The 14,044-nt window shown below is 51.6% G+C and carries 12 protein-coding genes; 3 read left to right on the top strand and 9 right to left on the bottom strand.

From position 1 onward, the window contains the following. Window positions 1-50: 50 nt before the first annotated feature. Window positions 51-869 (bottom strand): site-specific integrase, encoded by an 819-nt coding sequence (locus MDG893_RS02695; protein WP_007152179.1) that lies wholly within the window; start codon window positions 867-869, stop codon window positions 51-53. A 957-nt stretch (window positions 870-1,826) separates the two neighbouring features. Between MDG893_RS02695 and MDG893_RS02690 the strand changes: the two genes are divergently transcribed. Beyond that, the gene (locus tag MDG893_RS02690; RefSeq protein ID WP_007152178.1) at window positions 1,827-2,189 is read left to right on the top strand and encodes a DUF3703 domain-containing protein; all 363 of its coding nucleotides are present in this window, start codon (window positions 1,827-1,829) and stop codon (window positions 2,187-2,189) included. Window positions 2,190-2,209: 20 nt separating this feature from the next. Here MDG893_RS02690 and MDG893_RS02685 read toward each other — a convergent pair whose 3' ends face one another. Further along, complete coding sequence (locus tag MDG893_RS02685) at window positions 2,210-2,917, bottom strand: DUF1223 domain-containing protein (protein WP_007152177.1); 708 nt, start codon at window positions 2,915-2,917, stop codon at window positions 2,210-2,212. 224 nt (window positions 2,918-3,141) lie between these two features. On the opposite strand from MDG893_RS02685, the gene MDG893_RS02680 reads away from it, so the two are divergent. Both MDG893_RS02680 and MDG893_RS02675 read left to right on the top strand, forming a co-directional pair. Continuing rightward, window positions 3,142-3,999 carry a substrate-binding periplasmic protein gene (locus MDG893_RS02680; RefSeq protein WP_244264378.1) on the top strand — a complete coding sequence of 286 codons (858 nt, stop codon included), beginning with the start codon at window positions 3,142-3,144 and terminating at the stop codon, window positions 3,997-3,999. 222 nt (window positions 4,000-4,221) lie between these two features. Then, on the top strand, window positions 4,222-6,351 hold the full coding sequence (locus MDG893_RS02675; RefSeq protein ID WP_083797651.1) for a TonB-dependent receptor plug domain-containing protein: 2,130 nt from the start codon (window positions 4,222-4,224) through the stop codon (window positions 6,349-6,351). A 15-nt stretch (window positions 6,352-6,366) separates the two neighbouring features. Here the strand turns inward: MDG893_RS02675 and MDG893_RS02670 are convergent, their stop codons facing one another. Genes MDG893_RS02670 through MDG893_RS20595 form a run of 7 tightly spaced genes read right to left on the bottom strand, consistent with a single transcriptional unit; the run spans window position 6,367 to window position 14,002 of the window. Further along, window positions 6,367-7,164, bottom strand: a complete 798-nt coding sequence (locus MDG893_RS02670; RefSeq protein ID WP_007152174.1) for a citrate synthase family protein — start codon at window positions 7,162-7,164, stop codon at window positions 6,367-6,369. Continuing rightward, the gene (locus MDG893_RS02665; protein WP_007152173.1) at window positions 7,161-7,991 is read right to left on the bottom strand and encodes a citryl-CoA lyase; all 831 of its coding nucleotides are present in this window, start codon (window positions 7,989-7,991) and stop codon (window positions 7,161-7,163) included. The genes MDG893_RS02670 and MDG893_RS02665 overlap by 4 nt, the downstream gene beginning before the upstream one ends. Window positions 7,992-8,006: 15 nt before the next feature. Continuing rightward, window positions 8,007-9,743 carry a thiamine pyrophosphate-binding protein gene (locus MDG893_RS02660; RefSeq protein ID WP_007152172.1) on the bottom strand — a complete coding sequence of 579 codons (1,737 nt, stop codon included), beginning with the start codon at window positions 9,741-9,743 and terminating at the stop codon, window positions 8,007-8,009. A 59-nt stretch (window positions 9,744-9,802) separates the two neighbouring features. Then, window positions 9,803-11,494, bottom strand: a complete 1,692-nt coding sequence (locus MDG893_RS02655) for an EAL domain-containing protein (protein ID WP_198324855.1) — start codon at window positions 11,492-11,494, stop codon at window positions 9,803-9,805. 13 nt (window positions 11,495-11,507) lie between these two features. Beyond that, window positions 11,508-11,963, bottom strand: a complete 456-nt coding sequence (locus tag MDG893_RS02650; protein ID WP_040474253.1) for a response regulator — start codon at window positions 11,961-11,963, stop codon at window positions 11,508-11,510. A 54-nt stretch (window positions 11,964-12,017) separates the two neighbouring features. Then, window positions 12,018-13,472 carry an ATP-binding protein gene (locus MDG893_RS20420; protein ID WP_007152169.1) on the bottom strand — a complete coding sequence of 485 codons (1,455 nt, stop codon included), beginning with the start codon at window positions 13,470-13,472 and terminating at the stop codon, window positions 12,018-12,020. Further along, window positions 13,469-14,002: a YfiR family protein gene (locus tag MDG893_RS20595; protein WP_157132739.1), complete on the bottom strand. Its 534-nt coding sequence runs from the start codon at window positions 14,000-14,002 to the stop codon at window positions 13,469-13,471. The genes MDG893_RS20420 and MDG893_RS20595 overlap by 4 nt, the downstream gene beginning before the upstream one ends. Window positions 14,003-14,044 lie beyond the last annotated feature (42 nt).

The raw sequence follows: 14,044 nt of genomic DNA, 5'->3' as shown, positions 1-14,044 counted from the left end.
CTCCCGACATTTTGAGGCGCCTTTGAGTATTTGCCCCATCGACTTGTACATTACCAGTCGCTCCTATTTTGTTCACCGGAATAGAGATAGCCAGCACCTTCAAGCGCTTCTTTAATTGATTCTTCCGGTGGCTCGTCATAGATGAGAGTTGTTGACGGAGATACGTGACCAGCTATCTTCTGAGCAATCTTAACCGATCTTTTCTGTTCGTGAATAATGCTGGTCATCAAAGTTCGTCGGCCACTGTGTGAGCTGGCCCGTTCAATATCAGCCCATTGCCTCTGCATTAAAGCTAGATGTTCTTGGAGAGTGTTAGGAGAGTAGGGGCCTCCTTTTTGAGTCAGGAATAAAGGATCCGTCTTTTTCGACGAAGGGTACGCCTCTAAGCGGATCGCAAGGTGATTCTCCATAGCCGTTCTCAGCGCAACGTCATTCATTGGAAGATCGCGCGATTTTCCACGATGTTTTTTGACCTCAGGATAAAAATCCTCAGGTTGGATCTCGGCGCCGACCTTGGCCAAGGTTTCGATTTGCTGAACAAGCTGGTGGAAATCGTGAACACTAAAACTGATTCGGCGCCGCTGGTAGGTAGATTTGGATCGCTTCAACGCATCGGCACCTTTAGTGTAAGCCGCAGGCAACGCCAGAATTTCTTTAAGTTTGAAAGAGCGCTGACGAGAACTTTCAGGACCGAGCTCGGCGACGTCCTTGATTTGGAGAAGTGCGATTTCCTGGACTCGCAGTCCGAGCTTGAAGCTGATCTGAACCAGCGCTGTGTTCTTTTCCGGGTAGCGATGTTCTTGAATAACCCTCAAAAGGTGGGCGAATTGATCGGGCGTGAGTACGCGTGCTTGGCCGGTTTTGCTCATCGATTAAGCTCCTGGTAAGCCGCTCGGATGCTAGGAGAGGGTAAAGATAAAATCCGTAATAATATTTTAACGGATTTATTGCTGTCATAGGGGAAATAGGCCATTTCATGATCAGTTTATCTACGCTATCGATAACGAGGCATTTACAGACAGCAAGATGTGGCCTTGATCGAAAGCGCTATTTTCCTTGTCGAGGTTCCCATATTTCAACTCAATAACATAACGTTGCAGCTGTTACCGACTTATTCAAAAGGACATTAGTAGCGTTTAGTAACTCGAAATACTAAATCGATTTTCTTGCTATTGAGTCGGAATCGATGCCAACCAGATAATCACTGCATACATCAGCGGACTGTATAGGTTAGCGCTAGAGCAATGCTCGTACGTGTGCTGCGTCTCTTTAACGTCATCCACGAACGGCGGCATGGGAGCTCGAGGACCAGTCTTGAATCCTGCTTCCAGGCTGAGATCGAAGTCACCTACGAATTGGCGAAGCGTTCCAAGCTATAGACTTTCACCATCATAGAAGTGGCTAAGGAGAGCCACTGCAAGGCAATTCAACTTACTGCATGCTTTGTGCAAACCCCAGATCATTTATTCTTAATCTTCGGCGGCAACCAAATGACGCAAACCTACGAGAAACAGGGGGTACGCAGTTTTAAGCACTTTGCGTGGAATATAAGTACTTTGTGTTGAAGTTTTAAGTACTTTGTGTGGACGTCTAAAGTGCTAAACCTCAAATCGAAACGACGATACCGTTTCAAAGTCACTACCACAACTGCGCATAATGTATATTATGTTAAATGGTGTATGTTGCTCTTTAAAGTTAGAAACAGCAGCCCCGGTCAAATTCCCCTCTCTTCCCATACGCCACCTTCTTCAAACCATTGACTCTGCAGCTACTACAGGGTTTTTGATACCCACTGACGGCGCAGATTTAATGGGAGCATTTCTGAAATGAAAACTGAACTGAAACAGGCTTATAACGTGGAACTCACCGCGGCGTGCGAAGCTGAAGAGTCGCGTAACTTTTCAAAGGCGTTCGCCCACCTTGAGCGAGCTCATATTCTGAGCCAGAAGTATGCTTGGGCGCACACAAGGACCCACATTCGCATGCTCAAACTCGGCTGGCGTACGCGTGACATGCGGGAAGTCGTTGGGCAGCTTACTCGAACGTTCGCCGCATTGTTGTTTTCTCGCATATGGGTTCCCCTTGGAAATACCGGGCGTGCGAACGTCAGTCCGTTTGCGCCAATGCCTTTGCCAGAAGATCTCGCTCGTGTGCTTTATAAAGAAAGCCATCACCAGGCTGAAAGATAAAAACCGACTACGGCTAGCCGTTAATCGACGTAACCACCCACTGCCTGCAGAATCGTCTGTGAATTGCTGGGTGTTACCCAGGCCGCGATGGCATTTCGTTTCTGCCCTTTTTCGGGGAACTCTGGAAGTGTAACGGTCCAGCTTTTCTCTCCAGGTACTGTTATTAACTTCAACACCACGAAATCGTGTGTGAGTTCCCGGCCGCGGTTTTCTCCAGCTTTCACGGATGTTGTTAACCCCATACCGAGTATGGCTATATGCAACTGGCCAGCCTTCTCGCCATCAAATTCCGCCTTAAAGCGGCGTTTGTCATTAACGCTAGCCTTGAGTACCCCAACCTGTTTGGTGTCGTCTGTCCAGGTTCGTTGCCCTCGAAACCATTGGCGCCATTCTTTGTTGTTGATAACGATTCCCGGAGTATAAGACTGGCTAACGTGCCCTTCACGCACATAATTCCGCTGGCGTTCGCTGTAAGCAGCTTTTGCAAACGGGTCTTTCCAGCCGATGTAATCCCAGTAGTCAACGTGGAACGCCATTGGAACGAATTCTTTGAACAGCTCAGGGCTGCTCTTCAAAGAGCTCAGCCAACGATCAGCGGGAGGACAGCTGCTGCATCCCTCTGAGGTAAACAGCTCAACAACGTCGGTTTTACTCGTTCCACTAGTCCACTCTGCGGCGCTGGCAAACGACGGCAGTAAGAAAAGCAACGCAATAAACCATTTTGTCATGGGAACCTCTCATCGGATTAGCCATCTGTATTAATGGATCAGAGCAAAAGGTGCCGGCTTTGGTTCCTCCCCAAACATAACGTTTCTATAACACTTGGTGACGGTTCTTCGCAGGTTGTCGTTTACATAATGTTGCGAGAAACATGGCTTTGTCATGTTTGCGAGGTTTGATGACGGTATAAAATGTGGATCCTCCAACGCAGGAATTTCGGGATTTTGGACAAATGAAAGGCCAAAAGAGATGCCGGTACTTTCAGTACCTACAGCACCTAATGATTCTGATATTTGTGTCGTTTAGTCCGACGTTGCTTGGAGCGAACACCATCAAAATCAGCACCGGGCACTGGCCGCCGTACCTGAGCGAAGATCTACCTGGTGGCGGTTTTGTCTCCCAGATTATTCGTGAATCCTTTGAAAGCGAAGGTGTCGACGTAGATTTTGCATTTCTTCCCTGGTCGCGGGCGCTGGCAATGACCAAATCGGGAAAATATCAGGCCTCGGCGATCTGGTCTTGCACCGAATCAAGAAGCCGTGACTTCCTGTTCTCTTCTCCTTTACTGCCCTATCAATACGTTTTCTATCACCGCGCTGCCGAGGCTTTTGACTGGGAAGCCCTTGTAGAGTTGAAAGGAAAGAAAGTTGGTCTGACACAGGATTACAGTTACGGCGAAACACTCAGTGATGTTATTGAGAGTGGTCTCGTCGACGCTGACGTCACCACTTCTGACGCGGCTAATTTCAAGAAGCTGCTCCTTGGTCGCATTGATTTGTTTCCCATGGACCCCGTTGTGGGTGAAGCGATGATAAGAAACCAGTTTGCTTCCCAGGCTTATCAACTGACGTTTCATCCCAAACCACTCCGGAAGGCGTTTTACCACGTGCTGTTTAACGCGGAGTCAGCCGGCCTCAGGCAGGCGTTCAATGATGGATTAGTGACGTTGCGCAACAACGGGAGGTACCAAGCCATCATTGAAAAAGCGGTCGCCGAGAACAGCACACCAGTAACTGCGCAGATACTGGAAGATAAACTGGTCAACTGGGACGCCAAGGCGGCGCCCTGCTCCCCTCCTCCTGCCAAATAATGCGGGTTTGATCGTATCGTTAGGTTCCATGCCGTTTAAGACTTGCTTATACGATGAATGCAGCTAAACTCCTATTCAGCTTGCATTTTTCATCGCTGTTTGGCTAAGAAATGTGCCATCCTTGGCAGTGTGACCGCCAGGTTTGTCAGTAGCAGGTCTCGGAGTGCAATCGTTGACTGAATCGTTTCAAATAATGCTAAGAGTAAAGTGCTGAGATTGCGCATGCAGGAACGTCTATCGCCCCTAAGCAGAGCTTTACGCCCCAAGGTGGTTTCGAGGGTGGTAGCCGCCGTTCTTTGCTATTCAACCTCTTCCATCGTTGTTGCCGCGGATGATTCCCTTTGGGACATTCCCCTGGAAGAGCTTGGTCAAATTCGTGTTGTCTCAATCGCCTCTGGAACCGAAACACCTCTCGATAAGGCCGCTGCAATCACTTCGGTCATTAATGCGGACGATATTGCAGCCATGGGCGCCACGGACTTGGACCAGGTACTTGAAACAGTGCCTGGGCTCCATGTGAATCACTCTGATCAGGCGTTCTCGCCCAAATATGTGTTTCGGGGCATTACTTCCAGCAATAACGCCCAAGCGCTTCTTCTTATCAACGGCATTCCTACAACGACCATGATGTATGGGAACCGTGGCAACGCCTGGGGCGGTATGCCCGTGAAGGCCATTGAGAGAATTGAAGTCATTCGGGGCCCAGGCTCGGCTCTTTATGGGGCCGATGCCTACTCCGGTGTCATTAATATCACTACAAAGAACCATCAATCGATCAACGGCCAAACCGTCGGTGGCAGAGTTGGCAGCTTTGATACACAGGGAGCCTGGTTGGAGTCGGGCCACCAATTCGGCGATATGGGGCTCAGCCTGGTACTGGAATATCAAACGACGGATGGTTGGGATGAAACCATAGAACGTGATGCGCAGACCAACTTCGACGAAACGTTTGGTACGTCAGCGTCGTTGGCCCCCGGCCCAGTCAATACAGGTGTCGACCAAGTAGATGCTCGATTCGAATTGAGCGGACAGCGATGGACTTTTCGGGCAGGCCTGCAGGACAGAGGAAATCTCGGCACCGGCCCAGGCGTTGCGCAGGCGTTGGATCCTGAAGGACAGTTCTCGTCTCGACGTGTGAATGCCGATTACAGTTATCGGTGGTCTGATCTGGCCGAAGGCCTTGATGTCGAGGCACGGGTCTCTTACTTCAATATAACGCAGGATCCGGAGAACGACATCGTTCTCTATCCACCAGGTGCGTTTAACGGAAACTTCCCTGAGGGCCTGATTGGAAGTCCCGGCTATAAAGAGAATCAGTTTAGGTTTGATCTGAACGCTATTTATCGGGGCCTCGAAAACCACCGCATACACACCGGGATTGGTACTTTGTGGGCGGATCTTTATGAAGTTACTGAACGCAAGAACTTCAACCCTGATTTCAGCCCCAAAGGCAGTGTAGTGGATGTGTCTGATGACCCAACGGAAGTCTGGATGCCTGAGGAAGACCGCACGAACTACTATGCGTTCATTCAAGATGAATGGCAGTTTGCACAAAACTGGCAATTGGTCAGCGGCATTCGTTTTGACGACTATTCTGACTTCGGCAGCACGTTAAACCCAAGAGCTGCCCTGATATGGGCAACTACCGATAACATCACGACCAAGCTGCTCTATGGTCGGGCGTTTCGGGCCCCATCACTGAACGAGCTATATGTCGCCAATAACCCGGTGTTCATGGGTAACGACGAGCTTGACGCAGAAACCATCGACACGTTCGAGATAGGCGTTTCTCATCAGATTACAGCCCAACTGCTCTACGGGGTTAACCTGTTCTACTATGAAATTGATGATCTTATTAACGCGGTCCCAATGTCAGGGCTCATTGCCACGCAATATAGAAATGCGGGCCAACGTACCGGGCACGGTGGCGAACTCGAGTTGACGTATCAGGTGTACGAAGACCTGTCATTGCAAGCGAACTACGCTTATCAAACGGCAAAAGACGAAGGCACCGGGCAATCGGTTGGCGAAGCCCCTAATCATCAGATTTACACCCGAGTTGACTGGACGGTATCACCACAATGGTTGCTGAGCTCACAGGTAAACTGGGTGGGCAAGCAAAAAAGGGCCGCTGGCGACCAAAGAGAGCCCGTATCGGACTACACCACCGTCGATATGACCCTTCGTACCCGGGGGCTATGGCAAGGGCTGGATCTTTCACTATCCGTTCGTAACGTTTTCGACGAGGACGTGAGAGACCCCAGCCCGTTTGCTGACCCTGCCCCACCCATTCCAAATGACTTCCCCATGCCGGGGCGCACTGTAGTCGGTGAACTCTCCTATAGCTTTTAGCCGGGCACTGACTGCCTAACCTTCCCAGTCCCTTTTTTCCCTGCCATGGTAAACGATACTTTCACAGCGGATCGGGAAGAAGCTACCTTCGCGGCGACTTTTGGTATCCCGGAAACACGGAGCCATTCCTGCTACGAAGCAAGGGGTTAGGATAAGTTGGTACTCCTCGCAACTAAACCCCATGTCAGCAGCTAACGCCGCGTGCACAGCTGCCACATTCATCGAGTATCCGTACGTCGTGTTCAAGTGTTCGTAGACCGAAAACGCCATCTTGAGGTAGCGTCCCTCAGAGAAGCCGTACTCTTTTGCTTTATCCAATGTGAACGCAATGCGTTCATCTGTTGTCGCGAGCGGACGCCCATAACCATAAAGAATTCGCCCTAAGGATTTTTCGTGGTCAACGAAGTCCGCCAACATTCCTCCCTCATCGCACCATTTACCTGCTCTGTAGAAGAAATCAAGGGCTCTAACCTCTGGCCGACGGCCGTATATAGAGGCTTCCGAAATACTTAATCCCGCCATGAGACCCAAAGACGGTGTTGTTCGAACGGAGCCTGCCAAAGCCGCAACGTGATTGGGCCAGATAGATGGATCCGGATAGCTGGTGCCAACCCAATAAGAGTTGAGCATCTTAGCGACATTTTCTCCTGGGTCTTTCCCAAGAATGCAGTACAGGTATAGATGCAGCCATTCCAGGTGATCCAGTTCATGGTGGAGATCCTTACCATGCATAACCACACGTTCTGTCAGAAAGGCTTTTCCGATACGGGTCAGCCAGTGACTTTCTGTTTCAAGTAGCTGCTCATGGTTCATCGTCCGCCCTCCTCGTCTCGCTGTTTAAACGGCCCTGGATCATCTTCCAGTTCAATGGCGGAGCTATAAAATGGGAATTTCTTCCATCCCATTTTACGTTGTTCCAACGCATGGACCGCTGCACCGGGCAGCCTAAGCATGAGATAAAGCATGCTACCCTGGTCGCGATCCAGACCAAGATCAACGAACGCCGCCGCCGCAACAGATGTTATGGATATCGGGCATCCGAAGAACTCCTCCAAGGCCCCGCGTTGTTTTTGCAGCCAGTGCAACGCTCCGTCTTTCGGCGCGAACTGCACCAAAAGTTCCAGCGACTGCAGGAGCGTGGTTGGAATCTGATCACCGTTAGGATCAAACCCTGGAGGATGTTCTATCGCGGGCCATATGTCGGCTCTTTCATCTTCCTCTGGGGCCTGCAGCCTTGATTTCCAGCGATCCACGTCCTGACCACATTCTTCCCATAAGCGGATACAGATCTCCAATTCCTGGGAACCGCCATACAGACCGGACCCAACAGCAAGTGCTGACATAAGTGCGGAGCTATGGTTAGTGGCAGCCACGCCGCCGTTCATAGCCGCACGAATGCTTGCTTCCTTGGGGCCTTGGTTGGCAAGAACCAGGGCAAGCTTCTCAAGTAGCACAGCTTCATCCGGCCGGGGCCGTTCACCCTTGAACATCAATAGTAAATACTCGAACCAACCAGCCTTGGCGATCACCTGGCCATACACATCATAGCCATGACAGTAGCTGGCCTTAGCGGCAAACGGGTTGGACTCTTCCGGCTCTTCAAACCAGAAATCAGAGTGATAGACGTAATCTGAGGGCACGCGATTTCCCCTAAGTTAATTGTCGTTGGGTATCGAGCCGGTTAACACCTTCATTCTCGATCCTAATGGAGGTACCTGATCACCATCGACGATGATATCCAGAAGGCAAGGGCCGGGACGTGACAGAATTTCGGGTATGTCCAGGTCTATCAACTGCTCCATGGTCTGTACTGTGTGAGACTCAACACCCAATGCTTTGGCCATCATGGCAAAATCCACACTTGGTAGTTGCGTGGCGACCCGTTCCCCTCCGCTCAATTTCTGTCCATGATTGACCATGCCTAATGAAGCATCGTTCAGAACGAGCATCAATACATTCAGGTTTTCCTGGAGCGCAATCGTCAATTCCTGACCTGACATCAGATAGCTGCCGTCTCCCGTAAAACAAACAACCGGCTTGTCCCGGTTGGCTGCGGCCATCCCGATAGAACTACCGATCGCCCAGCCCATTGCAGCAAACCCCAACCCGATATTGAACAGATTCCTTTCAGCTGGCATGCCTTTCGGGCGCCGAACATTCCAGTAATGAATCCCCCACAGGAAGCTGTTTCCGGTATCCATAAGGACTCGGGAATCCCGGGGGCATATCGTACTCATGAAATTCATCAGTGCCTGGGCTTTAATGCGCCCCGATCTTTCAAGACAAACCTCAGGTTCATCAAAACGGGTATTTTCCGGCAAGGGAGCATCGCTGGTAGCTGGCTGTCTGGACTCTCCAGTAGCGTCACCAATCAATTTATCCGCGATCGCTCCAAATACGAGTTTCGGGGAGCCCAGAACTACCAACCTCGCCATTGTTGAACGGCTGAGATGTGAAGGGTTGCTGGAAATATGAATCAGGCGGTCCGACAGTATGGTGGTCGGGTCCCATCCACACGTGGATACTTCATCGAGGGCTGTGCCGATGGCTACGACACGATCCGCATTCTCCACTTTTAACGCGTCGGTCGCGCTATTGTGGCCGGCGAAACCGAATACGCCCCTGTAGAGTGGATGAAAGCTATCTACGAGCCCTTTTCCTCGCGGCGTGGTAACGAGTAGCCAATTACGTGATTCCGCCAACGCTACCAATATATCATTTGCCCCCGTAGCGCCCTCACCCAACACCAGCGTGACCTTATCGGTGCACTCTAAATCGTCCAGCAGCGCCTGGAGGGACGCCTGATTGGGAGCAACTTCGTGGTTGAGAAAAGCATTGAGCGCCTGATCCTTTACGTTATCCGGAATCCGATGGCGCATTACATCCAGGGGGATCGCAAGGTGTGCCGGCCCGGGTTGATTACTCACAGCATGGCTTACAGCCTGAAGCAATTTGGTTTCAAGTTGCGCAGGATGCGATACCAGAGTGTTGTAACGCGTACATTTGGCAAACATCTCGACTGTATGAATTCCTGTGCAAGATGTTTCCTGCAACGAACCCTGGCCAAACTTGTCCAGCCCTGTTTGCGCCGTTATGACGAGAATGGGAATGCCGTCCGCATAGGCTGATGCGACACCGGTTAACAGGTTCGTGGCACCAGGACCTGCAGTTGAACAACAGACGCCTATTTTTCCAGTTTCGCGGGCATACCCTTCTGCCATGAAGGCCGCTCCGGATTCATGACGAGCAGTAATGGTCCGAATGCCTCCCCGGCGTTCACTTCTTGCCAACGCATCATAAAATGGTTCAATGCTCCCGCCAGGAACGCCAAACACATACTCGACACCCAAACGCTCCAGGTAGCGTAATATCAAGTCACCATTTTCGAGCATTGATAATCCTTTTGGAGGTTACGTCCATTATTGAAGTGTGAACAAAGGCGGAGAGGTATCTATTCCAGCGGTCGAGGCATGGAAATTCCATATCCCTGGGCGAAGTCGAGGCCCAGTTCAACCAGACGGGCTCTCACCTCGTCGTTCTCCACGAACTCGGCAACCGTTTTGAGTCCTGCGGAGTGGCCAATCCGGTTGCACGCATCGACTATCGACAAATCGATTGGGTCGTCCAGCAGGTTGCGGACGAAACCACCATCAATTTTCAGGTAGTCCACTGGCAGGGCTTTCAGATAGGAGAACGAACTCATGCCCGCGCCGAAATCATCAAGCGCGAATTTGAACCCTCTTCTTTTGGCGGAATTGATGAACCTCTGAGTCGCGTTCAGATTGGCAATGGCGGAAGTTTCAGTAATTTCAAAGCAGATACGCTCGGGAATCAGCTTGTACCGCTCCGCTAACTGGCTGATGTACAGAAACAGTTCCGGTTCGTTAAACGAGCTTCCAGACAGATTAATAAAGAACGTTCCTGTGCTCTCACGCCCGAGCCCAGTGCGATCAAGGTAGTCAAATGCCAGGTCGATGACCTTGCGATCAACTCGTGTCATCAAGTTGAAGCGTTCCGCCGCAGGAATGAAGGCTCCTGGAGGTACGATGTCATCCCCTTCGTTCAGGCGGACCAGAAATTCGGTGCGATAACCGTCGTTGGCTTCTGGCTGAAGGGCAACCATTTCCTGCTGCCATAGGCAGAAACTGTTATTTTGCAGAGCCTGCTGAATTCGGCTGGTCCAGTTCATATCCCGCTGACGTTGCTGCATATCACTGTCATCGGTTTCGTAAAGCTGGACGTTATTGCGTCCCCGATCCTTGGCGGCGTAGCAGGCCAGGTCGGCGTGGCTCAGAAGCTCACCGGCACTGTTGTAGTTTTCGTTGATCACAACCATACCGATGCTGAGCGACACCGAGAACGGCTTGTTCTGCCAAACAAAGCGGAACTCATGGACCACTTCACACAGCTTTTCAGCGACCTTGTGTGCATGAACCGCGTCGCAACCGCGCAGCAGTACTCCAAATTCGTCGCCGCCGAGGCGAGCCAGGGTATCATCAGAGCGAATTTGAAGTGACAGCAATGCGGCGACCTGCTTAAGCAAGTAATCCCCAGCCACATGACCACAGGTGTCGTTTATGATCTTGAACTGGTCAAGGTCAAGATAGAGCAGTACATGATGACGGCCGGTTTTATGGGTGTCTTCGAGCGCCTGCACCAGCCGCCGCTCGAATTCCCGGCGGTTCACAAGATCAGTCAGGCTGTCATGATAAGCCATATGCTCCAGGGCATTCTCGGCAACACGCTTGGCCTGGCGCATGAATCCTTCACGTACTTCCCGATCAATGGCAGGAATCAACCGGGACAGGTTGTCCTTCATGATGTAATCCTGCGCACCGGCTTTCATGGCGGTAACGGCAACGCCCTCGCCGATCGTTCCGGATACGATGATTACTGGCAGGTCCTTGCAGTACTTCTTGGTCAGCTCCAATACCCTGAACGAAGAGAAGCCGGGCATGTTGTGGTCGGTAATGACGATATCCCACTTACCCCGGCGAAGGGCATAGGACAGACGGTCTTCGCTGTCTACCAACTCATGATAGGGGGCTATGCCTCCTTTGCGCATCTCTCGCAGTAGAAGCAGCGCATCGTCTTCTGAATCTTCGACGATCAACATCCGTAGAGGGCTGGCTGTGTCTGTCAATGGCCTTACCTTTTTAAAACGAGCGAACCGCACCTGCCTTCGGCACTTTATTGACAAAAAGCCAATAGCGGGCAAGCAACTTCATTTGTTCCGTAAACTCCCGATAATTGATCGACTTGGTGATAAAGCTGTTGGCACCCAAACGGTATGCATTCAACAGGTCTGCCGGCTCATCAGAGGATGTAACCATAACGACTGGCAGCCAGTTGGTCAGTGGCGAGGACCGAATACCTTTCAGGACCTCCAGGCCACTGACCTTGGGAAGCTTCACATCAAGCAAAACAAGACCGAGCGAATCCAGATCTTTACACGGCTGCCTGGCATCGTTGCCAAACAGGAAGTCCAGGGCTTCCTGCCCGTCTTCTTTTACGATGACAGGGCTGTTTTCGCTCGCACTCTTGAGGGCTCGCACTGCCAGAACCTGATCATCCGGGTTGTCTTCAACCACAAGGATTGAATGGCCATCCATGATTTTATTTGCCCTTTCAATGAATTGCATTAATAGGTTGAATCTGACTACAGTCTAGCCCTGATCTCCCGAAACAGGCAACTTCACAACAAAACTTGCCCCCTCACCCAGTTGCGACGTAGCGGAAATATCGCCATGGTGCCGGCGAACCACGCGGTATACAGTCGCCAGGCCAATACCTGTGCCGCCGAACTCCGACGGCGTATGAAGTCGATTGAATGCCACAAACAGTTTGTCGATATACCTCATATCGAAGCCGACACCGTTATCACGAACCTCAATAGCAACCCAGCGCCCTTCTCTTCGAGACAACACTTCGACAATTCGTTTTTCTTCTTTGGCGCTGTATTTCCAGGCGTTCGCCATCAGGTTCTGGAAGGCAACACGCAGCATTCGGCTGTCGCCTACAACCCACATACCCGGCTGTATGAGAATTTCCGTTGGCACATCATCGCTGATGTCTTGCAGTTCTTCCGCAATTTCTTCCAACATCTGGCTCAAGTCTATTGTCTGATTTTCCATGGACTGTCGGCTGACGCGGGACAGAACAAGCAACCCATCGATCAGCCCCGCCATCCGTACACTGGCCGCGCGGATTCGCTTCAGGTAATCCTTACCGATCTCATTCAACTGATCGCCACAATCCTCTTCCAGGGCTTGCCCAAACCCTTCAACGGCTCTCAGGGGCTGCCTGAGGTCATGGGAGACCGAGTAACTGAACGCCTCCAGTTCACGGTTGGCCATGCTCAGCTCGGAGGTCCTGGCCTCGACGATGCGCTCCAGGCTGTCACGGCTTTCCAGGATCCGGCGGTTCTGTTGCTGGATGGTGCTGATCATCTCGTTGAAGGTGTTACCCAGGCGCCCGAGTTCGTCGGTGCCGGAAACCGGCGCACGAATGGAATAGTCGTGATCCTGGGCGATGCGCTCGGCCGTCTCCGAAAGCTTGAGAATGGGTTCGGATACGATTCTCTGTAACCTGAGCGCCAGGAATACCAGCGCGATGAGGATCACCGCCCCGATACCGGAGGCTACGGATACAAAGGTCCGGATATGGCCCCGCAAAACTTCAAGGTGTGATGAGAGGAAAAGCTGCCCGACCACTTCGTTGTCCAGTGTGACCGGCATCAGTAACTGATAGACGTCCCCGACGAACCCTACTTCCAACGACGAACCAACCGACGGGCATTGCCCCTGTGGCCGGCCTGAAAGAGACGTCATCACGTCCCCTTGCTGGTTGTAGACACAGGCCTGCCGAATAGTGTCGATACGCTTGAGGCTGGTGATAATACTGCTCAGCTGCTCGTTGTCCTCGAACACCAGGGCGGCAGCGGACTGCTCCGCCAGGATGCCGGCGATGACATGAAGCTCGGATTCAAGCTGTTTCCGGTAATTCTGGTTCTCAACAAAGATGAGGCTCGCGCAGACCAGGGTGATGCCAAGTGCGCTGGTGAACAACGTAAGGAATAGCAGTTTGGTTTTCAGTCGCCAGTATCGCCACCGCCCCATCATCTCAGGACCCTCACCGCCAGTTCCAGAAGCCTGGAGTTAATGGTCAGGCCCGCTTTCATTGCGGCTTTCAGGCTGATTTCGAAGCGAATAACATTACCCTGCTTCACGTAACCGACAATCCCGCCCTTGCGAATGAAGTCTGGCAAATCACTCACTGTCAGTATGCCTTCGTGGCTCTCGGCCATTTCGAGCAGTTCGTCGACATTTCTGGACTGGGACTGCCCTATATAAAGTACGTCGCATCCCGCGATATCGGCCGGAACGTTGGGGTATCGAAGCTGAAGCGCCCTGCCCTGGGATTTACGACCTTGCATGGGGTCAAGCAGGTTGCCGAAGGGGTCATCGCCGTAGATGCACACATCAAGAGGATCGGAAGCGGTTGCTCCATTTGACCAAGTAATAAAACGTGTGAAGTTGTAGAGGAACGCCGCTTTGACTTCATATTCCGAGCGTATGGAAGCATGCGCCGACGCCAGGCTGAGACACAGGCTGAGAACTAGGGAAATAGAATATTTCAGGTGATCCCTCACGAGTCGGCCACGAAACAAGTAGTCATGTTGAAAAATGAATTA

Source organism: Marinobacter algicola DG893, from assembly GCF_000170835.1.
Lineage (GTDB): Bacteria > Pseudomonadota > Gammaproteobacteria > Pseudomonadales > Oleiphilaceae > Marinobacter > Marinobacter algicola.
This window is presented reverse-complemented; position numbering and strand designations above follow the sequence as displayed.

Excerpts from the sequence above, each read along its gene's own strand:
- MDG893_RS02695 (WP_007152179.1), bottom strand. The coding sequence starts at position 869 with ATGAGCAAAACCGGCCAAGCACGCGTACTCACGCCCGATCAATTCGCC.
- MDG893_RS02690 (WP_007152178.1), top strand. The coding sequence starts at position 1,827 with ATGAAAACTGAACTGAAACAGGCTTATAACGTGGAACTCACCGCGGCG.
- MDG893_RS02685 (WP_007152177.1), bottom strand. The coding sequence starts at position 2,917 with ATGACAAAATGGTTTATTGCGTTGCTTTTCTTACTGCCGTCGTTTGCC.
- MDG893_RS02680 (WP_244264378.1), top strand. The coding sequence starts at position 3,142 with ATGAAAGGCCAAAAGAGATGCCGGTACTTTCAGTACCTACAGCACCTA.
- MDG893_RS02675 (WP_083797651.1), top strand. The coding sequence starts at position 4,222 with ATGCAGGAACGTCTATCGCCCCTAAGCAGAGCTTTACGCCCCAAGGTG.
- MDG893_RS02670 (WP_007152174.1), bottom strand. The coding sequence starts at position 7,164 with ATGAACCATGAGCAGCTACTTGAAACAGAAAGTCACTGGCTGACCCGT.
- MDG893_RS02660 (WP_007152172.1), bottom strand. The coding sequence starts at position 9,743 with ATGCTCGAAAATGGTGACTTGATATTACGCTACCTGGAGCGTTTGGGT.
- MDG893_RS02650 (WP_040474253.1), bottom strand. The coding sequence starts at position 11,963 with ATGGATGGCCATTCAATCCTTGTGGTTGAAGACAACCCGGATGATCAG.
- MDG893_RS20420 (WP_007152169.1), bottom strand. The coding sequence starts at position 13,472 with ATGATGGGGCGGTGGCGATACTGGCGACTGAAAACCAAACTGCTATTC.